This window comes from Myxococcus sp. AM009 (assembly GCF_013372605.1).
In the GTDB taxonomy this organism is placed as follows: domain Bacteria; phylum Myxococcota; class Myxococcia; order Myxococcales; family Myxococcaceae; genus Myxococcus; species Myxococcus vastator.
The window spans coordinates 39,588-59,312 of the sequence record NZ_JABXEP010000005.1; the positions used below are offsets into that span (position 1 = coordinate 39,588).

At 69.3% G+C, this 19,725-nt stretch carries 22 protein-coding genes and 1 tRNA gene; 9 read left to right on the top strand and 14 right to left on the bottom strand.

Features of this window, described 5'->3' with window-relative positions:
- The first annotated feature begins 3 nt into the window (after window positions 1-3).
- The 3 genes from HV824_RS02430 to HV824_RS02440 all read left to right on the top strand — a co-directional run bounded on the left by HV824_RS02430 (window position 4) and on the right by HV824_RS02440 (window position 5,119).
- Window positions 4-1,308, top strand: a complete 1,305-nt coding sequence (locus HV824_RS02430) for an MFS transporter (protein ID WP_255207702.1) — start codon at window positions 4-6, stop codon at window positions 1,306-1,308.
- A 63-nt stretch (window positions 1,309-1,371) separates the two neighbouring features.
- Window positions 1,372-3,096, top strand: coding sequence for a fatty acyl-AMP ligase (locus HV824_RS02435; protein WP_368670814.1), 1,725 nt, complete (start codon window positions 1,372-1,374; stop codon window positions 3,094-3,096).
- Window positions 3,097-3,307: 211 nt separating this feature from the next.
- Entirely contained in the window at window positions 3,308-5,119 is a 1,812-nt protein-coding gene (locus HV824_RS02440) for a hypothetical protein (protein ID WP_176415183.1), read from the top strand.
- Between the two features lie 21 nt (window positions 5,120-5,140).
- Here HV824_RS02440 and HV824_RS02445 read toward each other — a convergent pair whose 3' ends face one another.
- On the bottom strand, window positions 5,141-6,043 hold the full coding sequence (locus tag HV824_RS02445) for a LysR family transcriptional regulator (RefSeq protein ID WP_176415184.1): 903 nt from the start codon (window positions 6,041-6,043) through the stop codon (window positions 5,141-5,143).
- Window positions 6,044-6,119: 76 nt separating this feature from the next.
- Between HV824_RS02445 and HV824_RS02450 the strand changes: the two genes are divergently transcribed.
- The 3 genes from HV824_RS02450 to HV824_RS02460 all read left to right on the top strand — a co-directional run bounded on the left by HV824_RS02450 (window position 6,120) and on the right by HV824_RS02460 (window position 8,146).
- Window positions 6,120-6,953, top strand: a complete 834-nt coding sequence (locus tag HV824_RS02450) for an NmrA family NAD(P)-binding protein (RefSeq protein WP_176415185.1) — start codon at window positions 6,120-6,122, stop codon at window positions 6,951-6,953.
- A 264-nt stretch (window positions 6,954-7,217) separates the two neighbouring features.
- Entirely contained in the window at window positions 7,218-7,790 is a 573-nt protein-coding gene (locus tag HV824_RS02455) for a hypothetical protein (protein ID WP_176415186.1), read from the top strand.
- Window positions 7,790-8,146 (top strand): helix-turn-helix transcriptional regulator, encoded by a 357-nt coding sequence (locus HV824_RS02460; protein WP_176422574.1) that lies wholly within the window; start codon window positions 7,790-7,792, stop codon window positions 8,144-8,146. The genes HV824_RS02455 and HV824_RS02460 overlap by 1 nt, the downstream gene beginning before the upstream one ends.
- 60 nt (window positions 8,147-8,206) lie before the next feature.
- On the opposite strand, the gene HV824_RS02465 is transcribed toward HV824_RS02460, so the two are convergent.
- The 10 genes from HV824_RS02465 to HV824_RS02510 form a co-directional block, all read right to left on the bottom strand.
- Window positions 8,207-8,608, bottom strand: a complete 402-nt coding sequence (locus HV824_RS02465) for a low molecular weight phosphatase family protein (RefSeq protein ID WP_176415188.1) — start codon at window positions 8,606-8,608, stop codon at window positions 8,207-8,209.
- A complete protein-coding gene (locus tag HV824_RS02470; RefSeq protein ID WP_176415189.1) occupies window positions 8,605-8,757 on the bottom strand; it encodes a hypothetical protein in 153 nt (50 codons plus the stop codon). The genes HV824_RS02465 and HV824_RS02470 overlap by 4 nt, the downstream gene beginning before the upstream one ends.
- A 119-nt stretch (window positions 8,758-8,876) precedes the next feature.
- Window positions 8,877-9,986: an ACR3 family arsenite efflux transporter gene (arsB, locus tag HV824_RS02475; RefSeq protein ID WP_176415190.1), complete on the bottom strand. Its 1,110-nt coding sequence runs from the start codon at window positions 9,984-9,986 to the stop codon at window positions 8,877-8,879.
- A gap of 15 nt (window positions 9,987-10,001) precedes the next feature.
- Window positions 10,002-10,367: a metalloregulator ArsR/SmtB family transcription factor gene (locus HV824_RS02480; protein ID WP_176415191.1), complete on the bottom strand. Its 366-nt coding sequence runs from the start codon at window positions 10,365-10,367 to the stop codon at window positions 10,002-10,004.
- Between the two features lie 84 nt (window positions 10,368-10,451).
- Window positions 10,452-11,645, bottom strand: a complete 1,194-nt coding sequence (chrA, locus tag HV824_RS02485) for a chromate efflux transporter (protein WP_176422575.1) — start codon at window positions 11,643-11,645, stop codon at window positions 10,452-10,454.
- Window positions 11,638-12,096, bottom strand: coding sequence for a DoxX family protein (locus tag HV824_RS02490; RefSeq protein WP_176422576.1), 459 nt, complete (start codon window positions 12,094-12,096; stop codon window positions 11,638-11,640). The genes chrA and HV824_RS02490 overlap by 8 nt, the downstream gene beginning before the upstream one ends.
- A complete protein-coding gene (locus tag HV824_RS02495; protein WP_176422577.1) occupies window positions 12,096-12,335 on the bottom strand; it encodes a YidH family protein in 240 nt (79 codons plus the stop codon). Before HV824_RS02495 ends, HV824_RS02490 begins: the two co-directional genes overlap by 1 nt.
- Window positions 12,336-12,453: 118 nt before the next feature.
- On the bottom strand, window positions 12,454-13,455 hold the full coding sequence (locus HV824_RS02500) for a hypothetical protein (protein WP_176422578.1): 1,002 nt from the start codon (window positions 13,453-13,455) through the stop codon (window positions 12,454-12,456).
- 190 nt (window positions 13,456-13,645) lie between these two features.
- Window positions 13,646-14,896, bottom strand: a complete 1,251-nt coding sequence (locus HV824_RS02505) for a DUF1629 domain-containing protein (protein WP_176415195.1) — start codon at window positions 14,894-14,896, stop codon at window positions 13,646-13,648.
- Window positions 14,897-14,911: 15 nt separating this feature from the next.
- Entirely contained in the window at window positions 14,912-16,324 is a 1,413-nt protein-coding gene (locus tag HV824_RS02510) for an AHH domain-containing protein (RefSeq protein ID WP_368738009.1), read from the bottom strand.
- Between the two features lie 303 nt (window positions 16,325-16,627).
- On the opposite strand from HV824_RS02510, the gene HV824_RS02515 reads away from it, so the two are divergent.
- Window positions 16,628-16,701: transfer RNA gene (locus HV824_RS02515), tRNA-Ile, on the top strand.
- A gap of 43 nt (window positions 16,702-16,744) precedes the next feature.
- Here the strand turns inward: HV824_RS02515 and HV824_RS02520 are convergent.
- The 3 genes from HV824_RS02520 to HV824_RS02530 form a co-directional block, all read right to left on the bottom strand.
- On the bottom strand, window positions 16,745-17,179 hold the full coding sequence (locus tag HV824_RS02520) for a VOC family protein (protein ID WP_368670816.1): 435 nt from the start codon (window positions 17,177-17,179) through the stop codon (window positions 16,745-16,747).
- A gap of 114 nt (window positions 17,180-17,293) precedes the next feature.
- A complete protein-coding gene (locus tag HV824_RS02525; protein ID WP_176415196.1) occupies window positions 17,294-17,824 on the bottom strand; it encodes a hypothetical protein in 531 nt (176 codons plus the stop codon).
- Between the two features lie 84 nt (window positions 17,825-17,908).
- On the bottom strand, window positions 17,909-18,478 hold the full coding sequence (locus HV824_RS02530; protein WP_176415197.1) for a TMEM165/GDT1 family protein: 570 nt from the start codon (window positions 18,476-18,478) through the stop codon (window positions 17,909-17,911).
- A gap of 381 nt (window positions 18,479-18,859) precedes the next feature.
- Between HV824_RS02530 and HV824_RS02535 the strand changes: the two genes are divergently transcribed.
- Entirely contained in the window at window positions 18,860-19,117 is a 258-nt protein-coding gene (locus HV824_RS02535) for a ribbon-helix-helix domain-containing protein (protein WP_176415198.1), read from the top strand.
- An 88-nt stretch (window positions 19,118-19,205) separates the two neighbouring features.
- Window positions 19,206-19,697, top strand: coding sequence for a hypothetical protein (locus tag HV824_RS02540; protein WP_176415199.1), 492 nt, complete (start codon window positions 19,206-19,208; stop codon window positions 19,695-19,697).
- Window positions 19,698-19,725 lie beyond the last annotated feature (28 nt).

Consider the following 19,725-nt stretch of genomic DNA (forward strand, 5'->3'; position numbering starts at 1 on the left):
CCCATGAAGACCGCCGTCTCCATCTGGCTGGGACAGGTCCTGTCGCTGCTGGGCTCTGGGCTGACGAGCTTCGCGCTCGGCGTCTGGACGTACAAGACGACGGGCGACGTGACGCAGTACGCGCTGGTCATGCTCTCCGCGACGCTGCCCGCCATCCTGCTCGGGCCCGTGGCCGGAGCGCTGGTGGACCGCTGGAACCGCCGCTGGGTGATGGTGCTCAGCGACACGGCCGCGGGCCTGTCGAGCCTCGTGCTGGCGCTGCTGCTGTTCAACGGGCTGCTGCAGCCCTGGCATGCCTACGTCACCACCGCCGTGGTGTCGGTGGCCAGCGCGTTCCAACAGCCCGCCTTCGCCGTCCTCGTCTCCACGGTGGTGCCGCCACGGCACCTGGGTCGGGCCAACGGCCTGGTGCAGATCGGGCTCGCGTTCTCCCAGTTGGTGGCGCCCCTGTTGAGCGCCACGTTGCTGGAGCTCATCGAGCTCAAGGGCATCCTGCTCATCGACGCGACGACGCTGGTGCTCGGCACGCTGCCCCTGCTCCTGGCGCGCATCCCCCGGGAACACCTCGTGTCTGGGTCTGGCGAGGAGCGGGTGCCGCTGCTAGCGGCCATCCGGGCTGGCGGCGCCTACCTTCGCGCGACGCCAGGACTGCTCGCGCTCATCGGCTTCCTCGCGGCCAGCAACTTCCTGACAGGCACCGTCGAGGTGCTCGTCACGCCGCTGGTCCTGTCGTTCGCGGACGTGCGGACGCTGGGCGCGCTCACCACGGCGGGGGGCGTTGGCATGCTGGTGGGCAGCCTGGTCATCAGCGCCTGGGGTGGGCCCAAGCGGCTGGTGCATGGCGTGCTCGGGTTCCAGCTCACCTGTGGCCTCGCGCTCATCAGCGTCGGGCTGGCCACCGCCGTCCCCGTCCTGGCCGGTGTCGCCTTCGCGTTCTTCTTCGGCCTGCCCATCATCAATGGATCCAGCCAGGCCCTGCTCCAGCGCATCGTGCCCCTGGCGCTGCGCGGCCGGGTCTTCGCCTTCACCAGCACCATCACCGGCGCCATGTTGCCGCTGGCGTACACACTGGCCGGACCGCTGGCGGACCACGTCTTTGAACCCGCCATGGCCTCGGGGGGAGCGCTCGTCCCCCTGCTGGGTGCGTTCGTCGGCGAGGGCCCGGGCCGGGGCATCGCCGTGATGTTCCTCATCGCGGGCGCGCTGTCGATTCTCATGACGCTGCTGTCCACGCTCTACCGCCCACTGCGCGAGCTGGAGGCGCCCCCGCTGGAGGCGCCCTCCGCCCAGCCCGCGGTGAGCCCTTGAAGCCTCCCCACACTTCCCACGACTTTCCCAAGGAGCCCCGCCGTGCCGAGTCCCAGCCGTTCCGTGCAGACCCTGACCGACCTGCTGCGCTGGCGCGCCTCGAATCAGAACGAGGCCCGCGCCTACACCTATCTCCAGGACGTCGAAGGCCAGGAGACCACCTGGACCTATGGCGAGCTGGACCGTCAGGCCCGCGCCATCGCCGCGGCGCTACAGGAGCACAAGGGCGCCGGAGAGCGCGCGCTGCTGCTGTATCCCCCCGGGCTGGACTACATCGCGGCGTTCTTTGGCAGCCTGTACGCGGGCGTCGCCGCGGTACCCGCCTATCCGCCCGTGCAGCTCCAGGCCGTCAATCGCATCCTCTCCATCCTCCAGGATGCGAAGCCGCGCTTCGCGCTCACCACGCGCGAAATCCTGGAGAGCGTGAACGCGCTGGCCGATTCCTACCCCGTCCTGAAGGAGATCCGCTGGATTGCCACGGACGCGCTGGAGGAAGGGCTGGAGGATGGCTGGAAGCGCCCCGCCATCACCGGCGACTCGCTGGCCTTCCTCCAGTACACGTCAGGCTCCACGTCGACGCCCAAGGGCGTGATGGTGCTGCACCGGAACCTGCTGTCGAACGAGGAGATGATTCGCCAGGGCTTCAGCCACGACGAGCAGAACACCACGTGCGGCTGGCTGCCGCTGTACCACGACATGGGGCTCATCGGCATCGTGCTCCAGCCGATGTACCTGGGCACACACTCCGTCGTGATGTCGCCCTGGTCCTTCCTGCAGCGCCCCATCCGCTGGCTGTCCGCCATCACGAAGTACCGCGCGACGACGAGCGGCGGTCCCAACTTCGGCTATGCGCTCTGCACGCGGAAGGTGAAGCCGGAGCAGCTCGCCTCGCTGGACCTGAGCTCGTGGCGCGTCGCCTTCAATGGCGCGGAGCCCGTGCGCGCCGACACGCTGGCGCACTTCGCGGACACCTTCGCGCCCGCGGGCTTCCGCCGGGAGGCCCTCTATCCCTGCTATGGGCTCGCGGAGGCGACGCTCTTCGTGTCGGGAGGCATCAGCGCCGAGCTGCCACGTCACCTCACCGTGGAGTCGGAGGCGCTCGAGCAGCACCGCGCCGTGCTGACGCAGCCGGGCCCGTCCGCGCGGACGCTCGTCAGCTCCGGGCGGAGCTGGGGTGACAGCCTCATCCGCATCGTGAACCCGGAGACGCTGGTGGCGTGCGCTCCAAGTGAGGTGGGCGAAATCTGGACGGCGGGCCCCCACGTCACCCACGGCTACTGGGGGCGCGAGGAGACGAACGCGGAGACCTTCCAGGCGCGCATCCAGGGCAGCGAGGAGGGGCCCTTCCTGCGCACCGGCGACCTGGGCTTCATGATTGACGGCGAGCTGTACGTCACCGGCCGCATCAAGGACCTCATCATCGTCGATGGACGGAACCACTACCCGCAGGACCTCGAGCTGACGGCGGAGGGCCAGCACCCGGCGCTCCGTCCTGGCTGCTCGGTGGCGTTCTCCGTGGACCATCCGGAGGGCGAGCGGCTGGTGGTGCTGGTGGAGGTCAGCGCCCGCTTCGCGCCGTCCGAACAGGGCAATGGCGAACAGGCCCTGGACGCGAGCGCGCTCCAGAAGCGCATCCGGCAGGCCGTGGCCGCCGCGCACTCCGTGGACGTGCATGAAGTCGTCCTGCTCCAACAGGGTGAGGTCCTCAAGACGTCCAGCGGCAAGGTCCAGCGGCGCGCCTGCCGGGCGAAGTACGTGGAGGGCAGCCTCCAGCGCTGGGAGGCGTAGTCCGTCCCCGCGCCCCTCCCAGGCCAGAACCGGGGCCTCTGGCATCGGCTCACCCGCGGACACTCCGGGAGCGAATCAGACGCGCGGGACTGCTGGTGCCTTGTGTGCGCGCCGCGGCTGAGGCATCCGGAGGGAGGCGGGAGACAGCACCCGCGCCCTCCGGGAGCAGCCCGCGCCGCTCCCCCTGGACATCCCACCGGGTACCCGCGACATGACGCTCCTCCCGCCGCCAGAGGTCCAGGACACCGCCCCCCGCAGGAGACGGTGGCCGCGCGCCGCGGCCTGGGCGCTGGGCGCACTCCTCATGTTGGAGGGCTCCATCAACGCGGCGCTCAACCTGGGCGCCGTCCAGGCCATCATGCGCCGGTCCACGAGCCGGACCGAGCTCGCCTGGAAGCGCGCCTGGTGGCTCTGGCCCTTCGGCCAGCTCCACCTCCGCGACTTCACGCTGACCCAGCAGAATCAGCACCAGTGGTGGCAGGTGAACCTGGACACGTTGGAAGCCAGCGTGTCGCTGACCGCCCTGCTGCGCAAGCGCGTGGACGTGCGGCGCATCGACGGACATGGCGCGCGCTTCCGGATTGAACCGTCGTTCGGCATCGAGGAGGAGCCCCCACCGGGCCCGGACTACCGCCCGTGGGTCATCCAGTTGGGAGCTGTGACAGTCCACGAGGTTCGCGAGCTGGACTTCGGCCGGGTCCGCTTCGTCGGGGACCTGGACGTGCAGGGCTCGCTGGACATCAAGGGCCGGGAGCGCATCCACGTCGAGACGCCATCGATTCGCGTCGTCTCCGGTGCCATGGAGGTCGACCGGAGGCCCGTGACCCGGTTCGAGCGGCTGGAGGCGAAGGCAGCGCTCGAGGTGCCCTTCACGGACGAGAAGGGCTGGGACCTCTCGCGGGCGCTGAGCGCGCGGGTGACGAGCCAACTGGAGCTGCTCCCGCTGGACTGGCTGAACGAGCACCTGGGTTCGGACAACGCCGTCTCCCTGAAAGGGGGCGCGGGCCAGGTGGACCTGGACCTCCACCTCAAGGACGGCGCGCTGGCCGGGGACAGCCGGGTTGACGTCCAGGGCCAGACGTTGAGCGTGCGGGCAGGCCCGCTCCGGGCGCGGGCGCCCTGGGCGCTCAAGGCATCTCTGACATCGGAGCGCCCGGACACGCGGAGAGGGACGGCCACGCTCACCTTCGCGCCCGTGCGGGTGTCCGGCCCCGAAGGCACGGGCGCAGAGGTCCCTGAAATCACCCTTACCGTGCTCGCGCGGCGCGGCGCGGGGCAACCGGACTGGGAGCTGGAGCCAAACCTCCGCGTGGCCCGGAGCCGGCCGTTGGACTTGAGGATGCTCAACCCCTGGCTGGCACGGACGATTGAAATCGACTCCGGCTCCATGACGGTGCAGAGCCGGGAGCGAGCGAAGGGGCGGGACTCGCTGCGGCTGAGCATGGACTCCGACCTGGTCTCCGGACGCATGGGGAACGTCAAGGTCCTGCTGCGCGCCGAGGCGGACGTGGACGCGCGGAACCTGTCATGGGATTCGAAGTCACTGTCCCTGACGGGGACGACGCTCCGGCTGACGAACGTGTCCACGAACGGCCCCGTGCCCATCCGCGCCTGGAGCGGCGTCTTCACCCTGCCCCAAGCCCGGCTGGCCCTGTCCCCGACGGTGCTGTCGGCGCGCTTCGCCAGCAAGCTCACGGACACGCAGCCCGTCGCCGCGCTGCTCACGTCCGCCAAGAACCTGCCGCGCTTCCTGACGTCCCTGCTCAACATCCGGGACGTCACGGTGACGGGCCGGGTGCAGATTGACGAGGGCGGGCTCCAGCTGCGCGAGCTGAAGGCGGACGGTGAGGGCTTCTCCCTGCGAGGCCACCTGGACCTCGCGGGCGGAGCGCTGCGGGGCGCGCTCCTGGCGACCCTGGGCGCCCTCACCGGCGGAATCGAGTTCAAGCCGGGTGGCCAGGAGCTGCACCTGCTGAACGCGAAGCAGTGGTTCGCGAAGCAGCCCGAGCCGCCGCTCCGGTAGGCGCCGCCTTCGCGCCACGAATCAGGCGGAGATGCCGGGCTGCTGCCGCAGGTAGGTGCGGATGGCGTCAACGGCGTGGCGCACCTTCGCCGGCTGTCCCGAGCGACGCGGCGTGACGGCCCAGAGCTGCATGGGGGAGAGGCGCCATTCGGGCAAGAGCACTTCGAGGCGTCCCAGTCTCAGGTCGTCTGCCACGTCGGCCAGGATGCAGCGCGTGATGCCCAGCCCCGCCGCGCACATCTGGTGGAGGGTGAGCTGGTTGTTGCTGGAGACCCGCGGCGTCACCTGGACACAACGGCTCGTCCCGGAGGGGCCCTGGAGGTCGAAGGCCAGGGTTCGGCCGTCCGCCACGACCGCGAGCCACTCGTGTCCAGGCAGGTCCTCGAGCGTGCGTGGCCGCCCCGCCTTCTTCAGATAGCCCGGGGCGGCACACAGCCCCAGGTGAAGGTGGCAGAGCGGCTGCGCTACCCAGGAGGAGTCCTTCATCTGGCCCGCACGGAGCGCCAGGTCGATGCGTTCATCAATGAGGTCGACCAGGCCATCATCCGCTTCGAGGCGAAGCTTCAAGGACGCGTGTCTGGCGAGCAGCGGCTCCAGCGAGGGCGCCACATAGCGAGCCAGGCCGAGCGGCAGGGAGATGCGCAGCTCCCCCGCGGGGGTGTCCCTCGCGAGCGAGAGCTGCTCACGGGCCCGCTCCGCCACCTCCACCATTTCACGGCAGTGGGCCGCGAACCGCGCGCCGGCGTCCGTGAGCGACAGCTTGCGGTTTGAGCGCCGCACCAGGATGACCCCGAAGGACTCCTCCAGGATGCGCAGCTGCTGGCTCACCGCGGAGGTGCTGATGCGGAGGTGCCGGGCCGCCGCGCTCAGCGAGCCCGCGCGGGCAATCTCAGCGAAGAGCGCCATGCGCTTCAGGTCGTCCATGTTGAAGCACAGCTTAAAGTTGATTCAGGGAGGCAGTCACTGCCGGCGTGCGGCGCACCCCCGTACCTTGGCGGCCATGACACCTCAACGAATCGCCGTCTTCGGAGCAACCGGTACCGTGGGTTCGCTCCTGGTGGATGTCCTCATGAAGCAGGGGCACCACGTCCGCGCGCTGTCCCGCAGGGCCGCCGCCCCTCCCGGCGCAGAGGCCGTGCGCTTCGACTTCGCCCAGCCTGGCCAGCTCGGCGCCGTGCTGGAGGGAATGGACGCGGCCCATGTCCTCATGCCCGCGGACAACCTGAGCGTCATCGAATACCTCACGCCCGTCATCCGCGCGGCGGCCGAGCGGGGCGTGAAGGTGGTGTTCCAGTCCGTCATGGGCGTGGAGGCGAACGAGGCGGACCCCTACCGACAGGTCGAGCTCCAGCTGGAGCGCTCAGGCCTCCCCTACGTCATCCTCCGGCCCAACTGGTTCTCCGACAACTTCCACCTCATGTGGAGCCATGACGTCCGCGCTGGACGCCTGATGCTCCCGGCAGGCGTCGGCGAGACGAGCTTCATCGACGCGCGTGACATCGCGGACGCCGCCGCCGTGGCGCTCACGACGAACCGGTTCGACGGGCGGGCCTTCACGCTCACGGGCCCCAGGGCGCTCAGCTTCAGCGAGGCCGCGGCCGTCGTGGCACGCGTGACGGGCCGGCCGCTCGAATACGTCGCGATTTCGGAGGGCGCCTTCATCCAGCGCATGTGCGACGCCGGCTTCGACGTCCCGTATGCGGAGATGCTCGCCGCGCTCTGCGCCGCTGTGCGTGAACAGTGGACCGCGGCCACCACGGACAGCGTCCAGGTGCTGACTGGCCACGCGGCGCGCTCGTTCGAGCAATACGCCCAGGAGCGCCTGAAGCTGTAGTGGTGGCTCGGGCCGACGTGAGACGCCCTCGTCGCGCGCTGAGCCTCCGCACCGTCTCGACTGCTCGCCTGCGTGCCCTGCTTCTTCGTCAAGCTTGAATATGGGCATCAAAGGATTTGCGCCTGGCACCGGGCCTCGCGGAGCTCTCCGTCGATGTCGCCCAAGGAACCCAGGTGTTGGCCTCCGTTCACTCCAAGGCGCCCTTGCTTTCGTGTGCATCTAGATGCATACATGCATCTAGATGCACACATCCCAGGGAGCGCCATGAGCCCCAACCTCGTCCTCGCGTCGACCGTTCTGCTGCTCGCCTTCGTCCATCTCTCCGTGGTGGACGGCGTGTATCTCCACCTCTGGCGCTACCGCCTCCATGCCCGCGAGGAGTCACGACACGAGCACTGGCTGCACACGGCCCGCGCCGTGCTCTTCCCGCCCATCCTGGCGACGCTGTTCCTCGCGCCGCCGCGCGGCGTCGTGCTGTGGTTCGGCCTGGCGCTGGTCGCCCTGGACCAGGTCGTCGAGCTGTTCGACACCTTCTCCGAGCGTGACAGCAGGGCCGCGCTCGGAGGACTGAGCTCCTTCGAGTATTCGCTCCATGTGGTGCTCACGACGCTCCGGGTGGGAGCGCTGGCCTTGGCGCTCGCCGCCGTGCCACCGGAGGCCTGGAGCCCGTGGGCTCCCAGCGTGCCCGGTCAGGCGCACCCGGCCTTCGTCCGTGCCGCGGTGGAGTTCCTCCTCCCGGGGGCCATCGTCGCCGCCGTGGTTCACCTGTGGCTGGGGTGCAAGGCTTCCGCGCAGCCAGCGTGCCGTTGGACCCGGGCGTGGGCAAGAATGGGGTGATGACGGCAAGACGTGAAGCGAATGCGCGGGCGCGCAGCGTGGACGAGCTAATCGCGCTCCTGGACTCTCCGTTCCTGCGGGTGCTCACGGAGCCGGCGCGGCTGGAGCTCCTGAAGGTGTTGCTTCGCCAGGGCCCCGCCGATGTGGGGGCCATCGCCGCGCACCTTCCGCAGGACCGCTCCGTCATCTCACGCCACCTCAAGGCGCTGAGCCAGGTCGGCGTCGTCCGCGCGCGCAGTGAAGGGCGCCATCGCATCTATGAAGTGGACGGACAGGCGTTCCTCGCGTCGTTCGAGGGACTCCTGTCCCGTCTGCGAGCGCTGGCGCCGGTGTGTTGTCCGCCAGCCTCGGATTGAAGCGCGCGTTCGTGCGCCGCGTCTGGACGGACGAACATGCCCCGTCCGCTGGAGGGCGCCCTACCGGGCCCAGCCTTCTTGCGCCAGCAGCGCCAGGACACGGCTCCGCACGTCATCGCGAATCTCACGCACGCGCTCCACCGGCTTGCCCTTGGGGTCCTCCAGCGGCCAGTCGCCGCGCTTCAGCCCCGGCACGTAGGGGCACGCGTCGCCGCACCCCATGGTGATGAGCCACTGAGCGCCCTGGGCCAGCTCGTCCGTGAGGCGCTGAGGCCTGGCTCCGGTCAGGTCGATGTCCACCTCGGCCATGGCGGCCTGGACCTCGGGGTGGACGCGCTCCCCGGGCTGCGTCCCGGCGGACACGGCGCGCGCGTGGGCCGGGTCCGCCAGCGCGTTGAAGAAGGCCGCCGCCATCTGCGAGCGACCGGCGTTGTGCACGCAGGCGAAGATGACCGTGTTCATCGTGACGACTCCTGAAGTGAGGGGTGAGAGACCGGCTGCTGCTCACCGATGCCGCGGGTGAGCGCCGTCAGGCGCAGCAGGTCCAGCTTTTCGATGGGCAGGGCGAGGAGCAGCCCCAACCTGCGGGAGATCTCCATGGCCACCCTCATGAAGGCGGCCTCCTTCACGAGCTCGCTGCCTTCGACCGCCGCCGGGTCCTCGCTTCCCCAGCCGACGGAGTCTCGGGCCCTCTCGAACGAGCGTGGGTGGGACGAACGGCGGACGGGGCCTACGAGCGCGCCTCGCCCTCGAAGCGGCGGGGCAGCACGGTGGCGTCGGCTGCGGGGAAGAGCCGGCGCTTGAGCCAGAGCGACAGGTAGACGAGCGCGATGAGCGCGGGCACCTCGATGAGCGGCCCCACCACGCCCGCCAGCGCCTCGCCGGAGGCCATGCCGAAGACGCCCACCGCCACCGCGATGGCCAGCTCGAAGTTGTTCCCCGCCGCCGTGAAGGACAGCGACGCCGTCTCCTCGTAGTTGAAGCCCAGCTTGCGCGAGAGGAAGAAGGCGCTGGTGAACATGATGGCGAAGTAGACGATCAGCGGGAGGGAGATGCGCACCACGTCCAGCGGCAGGCGCGTGATCTTCTCCCCCTGCATCGCGAACATGAGGACGATGGTGTAGAGCAGGCCGACGAGCGCGGTGGGCCCCAGGCGCGGCAGGAAGCGCTGCTCGTACCAGGCCTCCCCCTTCAGCCGCGTCAGGCCGATGCGCGTCAGCGCGCCAGCCACCAGGGGCACGCCCAGGAAGATGAGCACGCTCTTGGCGATGCTCCACATGGACACGTCGAACGCGGTCACCTCCGCGCCGAGCCAGCCCGGGATGACGGTGAGGAAGAGCCAGCCCAGCACCGAGTAGAAGAGAATCTGGAACACGGAGTTGAGGGCCACCAGCACGGCGGCGACCTCGTTGCTGCCGCACGCGAGCATGTTCCAGATGAGCACCATGGCGATGCAGCGGGCCAGCCCGATGAGCACCAGGCCGTTGCGGTACTCCGGCAGGTCCGGCAGGAAGAGCCACGCCAGCGCGAACATCAGCACCGGCCCCACCACCCAGTTGAGCACCAGCGAGGTGGTGAAGAGCTTGCCGCGCGTGCGCAGCCGGCCCAGCTCGCCGTAGCGCACCTTCGCCAGCACCGGGTACATCATCCACAGCAGGCCCAGGGCGATGGGCAGCGACACGGTGTCCAGCTTCACTGTGTCCAGCCGGGCGCCCAGGTCCGGGAAGGCCCGGCCCACGCCAATGCCCAGGCCCATGGCGGCGAAGATCCACACCGGCAGGAACCGGTCGATGACCGAGAGCTTCTTGACGAGGCTGGAGGAAGGAGCGGCGGCGTTCATGGACAGGCTCTTGGGTTACTTGCAGGCGTTGGGGCCGCGGGTCTGGAGGAGGCGCTCCACGTCCTCGCGGAGCACGTCGCGCTTGGAGAAGGCGGCCACCAGGGCCTTGAGCTGCGCCTTGCACACCTCGTCCAACTGCGGGGCCAGCCGGTAGTAGACCCAGCTCGCGTCGCGGCGCGCCTCGACGATGCCGGCGTTCTTCAGCACCGCGAGCTGGCGGGAGGTATTCGACTGCGTCAGCGCGAGCGCGGACTCGAAGTGGCAGACACACAGCTCCCCGTGACTGAGGAGCGCGACGATGCGCAGGCGCGTCTCGTCTCCCAGCGCCTTGAAGAGGCGGGAGGCGGAACGGACATCCAGGGACTTGATGGCGGCTGGCATTACGAAATCACAATATTGAAATATCATGATTCCGCAAGGCCGAGTCCCGTGACGGTTGTGTGACGGCCCCCGGTGTTCAAGGCGTCAAGCGCCCGCTGTCCAGAGCAGCAGCCCGGTGAGCGCGCCGCCCAGGACCAGCCACGCGGAGTTGAGCCGGAAGCGCAGCAGCAGCGCAGCGCTCAGGAGCGCCAGGCCCACCGTCCAGGCGTCCACCAGCGCCGAGCGGCCCAGTTGCCACGTCACCACCGCCATCAGCGCGAGCGAGGCCACGTTGACGCCGTCCAGCACCGCCCCCGCCACCCAGGAGCGGCGCAGGCGCGGCACCAGCGGCCCACTCACCGCGACGAAGAAGAAGGCCGGCAGGAAGATGCCCACGGTGGCCACCACCGCCCCCACGCTGCCTCCCAGGAGGTAGCCGATGAAGGTCGCCGTCGTGAAGACGGGACCAGGGGTCACCTGCCCCACGGCCACGGCGTCGAGCAGCTGCGCCTGAGTCAGCCAACCCAACCGCTCCACCAGGTCCGCGCGCAGGAAGGCCAGCAGCACGTAGCCGCTCCCGAAGAGCACCGCGCCCACCTTCACGAAGAAGAGGAACAGCCCGCCCAGACTGAAGGGCACGACGCCCGCGGCACCCGCCGCCAGCCCCTGGAGGGCCAGGGGCAGCCCCAGCATCATCTGTCCAGGTCCCTGCTGTTTCTGGCCAGCGCCCGCCACCCGAGTCCCGCCACGCCAGAGCGCCATGAGGACCCCGGCACAGAACAGGACGAGCAGCTCGTTCACCCCCAGCGCGCTCGCGATGACGGCGGCCACGCCGACAGCGGCGAGCGCGCGCGTCTTCACCGCGACCCGGCCCAGCCCCCAGAGCGCCTGGAGCACCACGGCGATGATGACGGGCTTCACGCCGTACAGCACGCCCTCCGCCGAGGGCAGGCTCCCGAAGCGCGCATACGCCCAGGCCGCGGCCAGCGTGATGAGCATCGCGGGGAGGATGAAGCAGACCCCGGCCACCAGCAGGCCCGGCCAGCCGCCCCGCCGGTGCCCCAGGTGGATGGCCAGCTCCGTCGAGTTCGGCCCCGGAATGAGGTTGGTCGCCCCGAGCAGGTCGAGGAACTCCTCGCGCGTCAGCCAGCGGCGGCGCCGCACCACCTCATCCTCCATCATCGCGATGTGGGCCGCCGGCCCCCCAAACCCCGTGAAGCCGAGCCGCAGGAAGAGCAGCGCCACCTCCACCAGGCCGTGCGCGCCGTGACGCGGCTGCTCGCGCGCCTCGTCAGACATGCGCGGCTCCGCGCCGCCGCCTCAGCCAGGTGTCCACCGACCAGGGGCCGGCGCCCACCCAGAGGAGGAAGAGCGCGCCGAGCAGCATCGAGAAGTCCGTGCGGGACGCATGCGCCATCTTCCAGAAGCCACTCGCCAGGAGGATGGGCACCTTGGTGGTGGCCATGGCCACCAGCATGGTGATGATGAGCGGCACGGCAGCCAGCCGCGTCACCAGCCCCAGGAGCACCAGGGCACCGCAGAGCAGCTCCACGGCGCCCACGAACGGGCCCAGCACCTCCGGCGCCGGAAGGCCGATTCGCGCGAACCTGCCGGCCCCCACCTCGGCGGGGACGAGGAACTTCTGGAGGCCCTCGGACACGAAGACGCCGCCCACCATCAACCGGATGAGCAGCGTGGCGGCGGGTGCCCGTGTCGCGAGGAGGCGCTCCCACAAGACGGCCACGGACATCACCGGCCTCCGTCAAAGCGGAAGGGTAGCAGTCCGCCGCCCAGCAGGAGCACCAGGACGGCCCCCAGGAGCGCGGCGACGATGGCGAGCGCGGCGGGGCCCCGGAGGAAGGCGCCGAACCGCGCCACCACGAAGCCGAAGCCCATCATCGCCAGGCCCGTGCGCACCCAGGCCAGCAGCGTGCGCTCCGCGGCCCAGTCATAGCGCGCATCCCGCGCTGGCGGCCTGGCGACCGGCATGACGGGCGAAGGGCCCATCGGGGCTGGCATGTCCGAAGAGCGCTGATCGGCGGGAAGGCTCACGCGGCCATCACATACCTTTCACGGGGTCCGCTACAAGCCGGGGGCATCCTTCCCCTCAGAAGAGCACCGGAACCAGCGACACCACCCAGGCATCCTGGGCGCTGGCGTCGCGGCCCCATTGCAGGCGCTGATAGCCCACGAGGAGCTGCACGTCCTCGCTGGCGATGAACTCCACGCCAGCACCGAGCGTGACTTCGGTCGTGGAGACATCCCGTATCTCCAGGCCGTCCAGGCGAGGTGGCCCCTGGTGGAGGCCGCTCACCTCCAGCATCAGGACGAGCGCGCCTCGCAGCAGGGGCCACTCGCCAGCGAGGCTCCACGCCACGGAGTCACCCGCGGCGATGGAGACGCCACCCACCTGGGTTGGGAGCGGATGGGACCAGGTCACCTGCAGGTGGAGGAGGACGGGACGGACGCCCCGGGTCAGGTCGACGCCCAACATCAGGTCGGTGCTGCCCGTTCCGCGGACATCGGTGTCCAGCAACGCCGCGTCCGCGCTCACGGCCCGCCCGGTGGGGAGCTTCACCAGGCCCAGCAGCGTCAGCTCGGGGAGCCCCCCCACGGTTTCCTTGAGCAGCACCGCGCGCGCGAAGAGCTGGGTATCCGAGAGACCGGAGGACGCCGCCCGCTGTGAGTCTTCGCGGCGCCGCTGGTGCCGCCACTCCAGCTCCGCCCCGACGGCGAACCGGGTGGACAGCCCATATTCCAGGAAGAGCTGCAGGGCCGCCCTGTGCTGTGACTCATCCCGCTCCAAGGATTGATAGCGCCCGCGCTCGTCGAACTCCCCTCGGATGGACTCGAGGCTCAACAGGGGCTGGGCCGTCATCCGCCCCGGCGCGGTGATGGGCGCGGTGTAGGCGACGAAGGGACCCGACGTGGTGGGGCGATACACCTCCTCCGGTGGGCCGTCGGGCGCGGCTCCCTTGCCAGGGCGGGTGGTGGATTCCGGTACGTCCCGGGCCGCTCCCGTCGCTCCCGGTGGGGCTGCTCGCGCCGGGGATGACAGCGACAGGAGCGCCGCGACTGTGAGCGGCCAGACATCCAACTGCCCGGACATGGAAAGGGCCTCCGCGCGGAACGGGCAGAATCCGGTGCCCAGGGCGTGGTGACAACTCATTCCCAGGCGGACGCTACCCAGCCGTCAGAAAGACATCGGTGCGGGGCATCGCGGTGCGCACGAGGCGGCGGGAAAGCGCGAGGTCGTCCTGCCCGAGCTCCGCGACCTGCCTGCTGAGCACGGGAAGTTGTCACACAACGGGCTGGCGCCAGGCGCGAGACAGGTGCTCCTGACCTTCCTCGACGAAGCGCCGCAGCAGCTCGTCACGACCGTGCTTCCCGTTCTCCAGCAGGTACGCCAACTCCACGGGCATCAGCACTTTGACTGTGACCAGTCGCACCTCTCCGGCCGGCATGGAGAAGCGGCATGGCAGCGTGCTCGACGCCATGCCCAGCAACACCCCCACCCTGCCCTCCTTTGTCAGCAGCGGCTCGGGCATGCCCTGGCCGGAGACCTCCATGGAGAGGAAGCCCGCCTTCACCTTCTCGCGCACGCTTTCGTGTTCCGCCACCTCGTCCCCCACCCGCTCCAGGAGCAGCAGCGGCCAGCTCTTCTCGACATTGCCGAGAGGCTCGTTCGTCTCCAGGGCCAGCTCCAAGCCGAAGCCCACGGACGGCGCCACCTGGTCCACGAAGAAGTCCGATAGCCCGTCTGTCACCAAAAGAGTCCGCCCCTCGGGGCGGTGGATGACACGCCAGACCTGGCGCCGGGCGGGCCAGCCGCCACCGGCGACGATGGGGATGATGACCTCCTCGTCCAGCTTCCCCAGAGTGCGCCAGAAGGGCTCGCGGGCCGCGTCCGTTTCATCCCGAAGCGCCAGGAGCTTCCGGTTCCGTTCGCGCTCCTCCTGACTGATGGCGCTCGGGCCGGTGACCTCCTTGAAATAGCAGCCCGTGACGCCCGCGCGTTCCAGTGCCTCCTTGATGTCCTCGGACACGATGAGCGCGATGCTCCACCCCCAGGTCCGGAACACCTTGGCGCCGCCCACCTTCGCCGGGTCGATGCGCATGCCAGACACACCGCGGTATTCCCCGACCTTCTCCGGGCGCCCATCCTCCGGCTGCCAGTACCGAACCTCCGTTGAGGCGTTGTCGTCGATGCACCGGATGAGCCGGGTCGCGACGAGGATGAAGTACGGCTCGGCCTGTCCGGCAACATCGACGGGAAAGAGCTGCACGTCGTCTGGCGCCAGCTCCGCGAAGATATGCGCCACCCCCTTGTGAACAATAGGGGTGACACCCACGCCCGCGAGGGAAAAATCCAGGGGACGCCCGGGATGGTTGATGGGGATCTTGAGTGGCGCTTCAACCTGGACAGGGCAGCCATCCGTGAACTGCCACGGGTCGTCCACCTCCTGCCCCTGTAAGCTCGTGGGGTCTCCCAGCAGCCAGCGCCCCTGGAGTTCCATGTCATCAGCCAGGTCAAAAAATCGCTTCGCCATGAGTTCTTCCTCGCCTCACTTAGCCCGCGTCACCAGCTTGTTGAGTTCGGTACCCGGCTTGGAGACCTGCACAGCCAAATCCCTCAGTTCCGCCGTCAAACTTTCACGACACTGATGGATGCTCCTGCAGCGCCTCGTTGCAAACTGCAGTCGGCGGAAGACCTCTAGATGGTACTCCACGGGGTGAGGCCCCTTGTGGCCCCGCACGCGGACTTTGTTGGCAGCGTCATCGAGTGACATGCCCGCACGGTCGAAGAGCTTCTGGAAAATGGGTGACCACGGGCCACCACTGTTGGTGGAGTCCCACCACTTGTTCGTCGCGATGTGGTGCTCGTGGGTAGCGGTCGCCACCGGCTCGGACGCCACGGCGCGCGTGCCTCGTGCCGTCTCCGCGACAGCCTCCGGCTCCAGTCCGATGGTGATGACGCCTCCCGGTGCCACCGCCACCGAGGTGACCTGTCCCGCCGCCGCCAGCCGGAAGCCGCCCTGCCCAGCGCCCACCAGCGAGGCTTGCGCGGAGCCGGGGAGCGTGGGCACCCGCGCCGACAACGTCTGCGCCGTGCCGCCCAGCGCCGCCATCGCGAGCATGACGAACGCCCGCGCCGCGTTCTGCCCCATCACCGTCCCGTACTTCTCTCCCGCGCCCTGAAGCTCATCGAAGGTGGTCGCCGCCTCCACCTCCTTCGCCAGCACCCTCCAGCCCTGGACAAGGCTCCACACCGTGTCCCACCCCAGGTAGGCGATGAGCGCCACCGTCAGCGTCGCGGCGATGCCCTTCGAAAGCAGCGGCTCGGGCACCAGCCATAATCCGAAGTAGATGGCTCCCGTTGTCGCGAGCATCGTCACCATCGACTCCTTGTCCGTCAGCTCCCCCAGCGCCTCGGCCGTTTCGTCCCAGGCCGAATCCAGGGCCAGCCGGAAGGCCAGGATGCGCTTGCCCTCCTCGTCCAGGATGACGTCCTCGTCCAGCAGATGCAGGCAGTCCCGTGGTTCCTTCAGGCGCTGGCACCAGCGTCCGTAGGCGTTCGCCAACTCCGTTTCTGCGTTCGGCTCCTCCGTCACAAGAAGACGGCCCCGTCGCGGCTCTTCGACGGAGACCAGTCCCAGCCGCCCTCGCACCGGGGAGTACGCGCGAGGCACGTCCAGGCCGAGGAGCCTCAACGCCGCCTCCCTTGGCCGAGGAGACGGCGGCGCGGTGCGAGCCATCTCCTGCACTGCCTCCGCGAACTCGTCCTCGTCCAACTCGACGGGCTCAGCGTCCGCCCGTGGCGTGTAGATGCTGGGCCGACCCTCGCCGGTGTCCAGGCGCACCACCCGCGAGGAGGCGCCGCAACCTGTGCCCACCAGCATCAGCAGCACCACCGCTCCCCAGCGCAGCGTCATGTCCCTCTCCGCGTCATCGCCCCCCAGCCCGAGGGGCGAATTCACTTAATTCCAGAGAAGGCTGACACTGCATCAGAGCGTGAGGGAAAGGCGCTTCATGCTGCGGCATAGGCTCCTCACGCCCCCCACCACAGGACCGACGTCGGACCTCGTCAGCCGTCCCCCTTGCACACCGTCCCTTCCCCACCGCTTCGTTCCCGTTGCCCTCCGCCCGCCATGTGGTATAGAGCCGCCCCGAAGCGCGAAGTGCCCCGCCCCGTTGCCAAAGCTGTTGCACGGACACCGGGCGAGCAGGTAGGAAGGCAGTAGAAGTTCCGCAGTAAAAGCCGTAGGTTGCAGCCTACTTACGGCCAGGTAGCTCACCTGGTTAGAGCGGCGGTCTCATAATCCGCAGGTAGTCAGTTCAAGTCTGACCCTGGCCACTACCCCGGCGTCACCTTCACGGTGACACCGGGGTTTTTCTTTTCAGCCCGCCTTCTGCAGCATCCAGACGTGGCCGTCGGGGTCCTTGAACGTCCCCGAGTAGCCCCAGGGCTTCTGGCCCGGCGCGGAGGCAACCTCGGCCCCGGCCTCCCGCGCCCTGGCGATGAGCGCGTCCACCTGGGCCTCCGTCTCCAGGGACAGGCTCAAGATGCACTCCGAAACGCCCTGCTCCGCGACCTTGTTGCTCCCCGCCACCCAGCCGAACCCACCGGTGGGGATGAGCATCAGGCTGACGCCCGCGTTGAGCGTGAAGTGGACGGGCTCGGGCATCGCCCCGTCCGCCGTCTCGACGACGAGGCGGAGGCCGAGGCCCTCTCGGTAGAAGCGAAAGGCCCGCGCCAGGTCCCGCGTCGGCAGACTCACGACGACATGGGGACCGCGCGGTGCCGGGTCCTGCGGGGATGATTGCGATGCCACGATGACCTCCAGGGAATGGGTTCCTGCGAGTCAGACGCCCCACCGCCCCCGGAATCATCGCCGCCCGCTACGAAAAAGGGCCGGGGCCAGACGCCGCCCCGGCCCAGGGACGGCCTACTGGCAGTCGTTCAGCGGGAAGACGTAGTCGCGGCGCGGCGTCTGGCCGGGGTCCTGGTTGATGGCCGCGACGCTCAGCTCGCTGTAGTTCACCGTCTGGCTGCTGCCGATGACCATCTGCGTCTTCTGCACGCGCGTGGTCGACAGCACCACCTTGCCCGTCGTGCCGTTCGGCTCGATGCGGAAGCAGTTCATGATGCGCGGGTCCACCGTGGACTTACGGCACTGGCTGTACTGCCCCAGAATCTGGCGCTTCGTGTACGTGCACCGGCAATCCCAGGGGTCGTACTCCTCGGAGACGTACGCGGCCTCGAAGCCCGTCGCCGTCTGGACGACCTCCAGGTGCGTGCCGCCCTGGAACTCGTCACAGCGCAGCAGCACGTCGCCCACGGCGCCCTGCTTCACCTCCGCCGTCTCGGGGACCACCTCGGTGGCGGCCATCGGGTCCTGCGGCTGGGCACCGTCGCAACCCGCGCCCAGGAGGGCGCTCATCAGAATCATCGCGGAAAAACGAAGGGGGGAACGCATTCCAGCTCCTGAAGAAAGGTCCGGGTCATCCCAGACCTCGCGCATGGGAGCTTTTCCTGACTTGAAGCGCAATACACTTCTCCGTCACATCCGGAGCGCCGTCCACAGCGACAGGGCACCGAAGACGAAGAAGAGGCTGGCGGCGGCCCAGCGCACCCAGCTCATCTGCACCCGTCCGGCGAGCCGGTCCCCCAGGAACACGGCCAGGCCGTCCGACAGCATCATCCCGGCCGTGGTGCCCAGCGTCACCGTCAGCGGCGCCTGGTAGCGCGCGGCCACGGCCATGGTGGCCAGCTGCGTCTTGTCCCCCATCTCCGCGAGGAAGAAGAGCACCACCGTGGTGAGGAAGGCCCCGAAGCGCGGCGGCTTGCCTCCATCTTCATCCAGCGTGTCCGGCTTGAGCGTCCACAGGCCAAAGCCAATGAAGAGCACCGCCAGGAGCAACGCCATCCACTTCGCCGGCACGTGCGCGGACACCCAGCTGCCCACGCTGGACGCCAGCGCGTGATTGGCGACGGTGGCGACGAAGATGCCCGCCAGCACATGCCACGGCTTGCGAAACCGCGTGGCCAGGGAGAACGCGAGCAGCTGCGTCTTGTCCCCCATCTCACTGGCGGCCACCAACACGAATGAACCCACGAGCGCTTCCAGCATGAGACTCCCTCGCAAAGACGGGGCCGGGGTTCAGGCTCGTGGGAGACGCCAGGGCAGCACGCGCGCACGACGGACCTCGGCCAGGAAGAAACGACAATCCCTGTCCGAAGGTCTCGTTCGTCTCGCGAACATCACGAGGTGGGGGCCCGGGCTGTTTCCAGCCAGTGTGTCGAGCTTCCCGCCGCCAGCGGCGCTGGCGTGAACTACTCCCCTAAGGCAAGGGGCGAAGTAGCAGCGCCCCCAGGGCCCTGTCAACGCGACGTGCGGCGCGGCTCGGCCGCCTGGCTTCCGGCGCATTTTTTGACGGCGTGCCTGTCCGCCCGCCTAATGCCTCGGACAGGCAGGTAGCGGCCTGTAGCAGCCACGCCCGGAGGAAGTCCGATGCAGGATGGAAGCGCCAGTCCCCTGAGCCCCGAGGCGCCGTCGTCCCCGGCGGCCACGGAAGTGTCTGTCGACGCCCGAGGCCCGGACGCCGACATCGTCTCCACCCACGTCCTGGTCCCCGAGGAGCAGGTCCAGAAGCTGCGCGAGCTGGCGCGGCGGACCCGCATCCACCAGAGCGAGTACCTGCGCGAGGCCGTGGAGGACCTGCTCGGCAAGTACGGCCGTGGCACGCCCAAGGAGGAAGGCCAGTCATGAGGGCGGCCTCCGTCCGGCCCCCACCTGGAGGCCGGGCGTGACCCCGGGGTAGGCTCCGCGCTTCCATTTCGGAAGGAGCCCACACCCCATGCGTCTCCCGATTCTCAGCGCCGCGCTCGCGCTCGCCGCCGCCGGCTGTGCCACCTCCGGCTTCGACAAGCTCTACCCGGGCATGTCGTCCCAGCAGGTCGTCGACGCCATGGGCTCAGGGCCCACGCGCGCGCAGGAGTTCCCGGACAGCTCCACCGCCTGGTACTACGGCGATGACCGCTGCGTGCTGATGCGCGAAGACAAGCTCGTCGCCAAGGCCACGACCGAGGACTCCACCACCATCAACACCCCCGTCGTCTCCGTGCGCGACAGCGCGAAGGCCCTCTGCGCGCCAGAAGGCCACGCCTCCTCGGAGAAGCGGGAGCAGGTCATCGACACTCCGTTCGGCAACTTCAAGGGCAACATCGACCCGAAGGCCGCCATGGAGAAGGTGAAGGGCGTGGTGACGGGCAAGAGCGGCGACACCGCCCCCGCGAACACGGACGCCGCTCCCGCCGAGCCGGAGCAGGCGGCGTCGCCCACCCCGTAGGGAGCCGCATTCGACACCTGGGGCCCCG

Excerpts from the sequence above, each read along its gene's own strand:
- arsB (WP_176415190.1), bottom strand. The coding sequence starts at position 9,986 with ATGAACGCCGCCGCTCCTTCCTCCAGCCTCGTCAAGAAGCTCTCGGTC.
- HV824_RS02525 (WP_176415196.1), bottom strand. The coding sequence starts at position 17,824 with ATGCGTTCCCCCCTTCGTTTTTCCGCGATGATTCTGATGAGCGCCCTC.
- HV824_RS02445 (WP_176415184.1), bottom strand. The coding sequence starts at position 6,043 with ATGGACGACCTGAAGCGCATGGCGCTCTTCGCTGAGATTGCCCGCGCG.
- chrA (WP_176422575.1), bottom strand. The coding sequence starts at position 11,645 with ATGTCTGACGAGGCGCGCGAGCAGCCGCGTCACGGCGCGCACGGCCTG.
- HV824_RS02505 (WP_176415195.1), bottom strand. The coding sequence starts at position 14,896 with ATGGCGAAGCGATTTTTTGACCTGGCTGATGACATGGAACTCCAGGGG.
- HV824_RS02490 (WP_176422576.1), bottom strand. The coding sequence starts at position 12,096 with ATGTCCGTGGCCGTCTTGTGGGAGCGCCTCCTCGCGACACGGGCACCC.
- HV824_RS02450 (WP_176415185.1), top strand. The coding sequence starts at position 6,120 with ATGACACCTCAACGAATCGCCGTCTTCGGAGCAACCGGTACCGTGGGT.
- HV824_RS02535 (WP_176415198.1), top strand. The coding sequence starts at position 18,860 with ATGCAGGATGGAAGCGCCAGTCCCCTGAGCCCCGAGGCGCCGTCGTCC.
- HV824_RS02470 (WP_176415189.1), bottom strand. The coding sequence starts at position 8,757 with ATGAGGGTGGCCATGGAGATCTCCCGCAGGTTGGGGCTGCTCCTCGCC.
- HV824_RS02540 (WP_176415199.1), top strand. The coding sequence starts at position 19,206 with ATGCGTCTCCCGATTCTCAGCGCCGCGCTCGCGCTCGCCGCCGCCGGC.
- HV824_RS02455 (WP_176415186.1), top strand. The coding sequence starts at position 7,218 with ATGAGCCCCAACCTCGTCCTCGCGTCGACCGTTCTGCTGCTCGCCTTC.
- HV824_RS02530 (WP_176415197.1), bottom strand. The coding sequence starts at position 18,478 with ATGCTGGAAGCGCTCGTGGGTTCATTCGTGTTGGTGGCCGCCAGTGAG.
- HV824_RS02440 (WP_176415183.1), top strand. The coding sequence starts at position 3,308 with ATGACGCTCCTCCCGCCGCCAGAGGTCCAGGACACCGCCCCCCGCAGG.
- HV824_RS02465 (WP_176415188.1), bottom strand. The coding sequence starts at position 8,608 with ATGAACACGGTCATCTTCGCCTGCGTGCACAACGCCGGTCGCTCGCAG.
- HV824_RS02500 (WP_176422578.1), bottom strand. The coding sequence starts at position 13,455 with ATGTCCGGGCAGTTGGATGTCTGGCCGCTCACAGTCGCGGCGCTCCTG.
- HV824_RS02480 (WP_176415191.1), bottom strand. The coding sequence starts at position 10,367 with ATGCCAGCCGCCATCAAGTCCCTGGATGTCCGTTCCGCCTCCCGCCTC.
- HV824_RS02495 (WP_176422577.1), bottom strand. The coding sequence starts at position 12,335 with ATGCCGGTCGCCAGGCCGCCAGCGCGGGATGCGCGCTATGACTGGGCC.
- HV824_RS02430 (WP_255207702.1), top strand. The coding sequence starts at position 4 with ATGAAGACCGCCGTCTCCATCTGGCTGGGACAGGTCCTGTCGCTGCTG.
- HV824_RS02460 (WP_176422574.1), top strand. The coding sequence starts at position 7,790 with ATGACGGCAAGACGTGAAGCGAATGCGCGGGCGCGCAGCGTGGACGAG.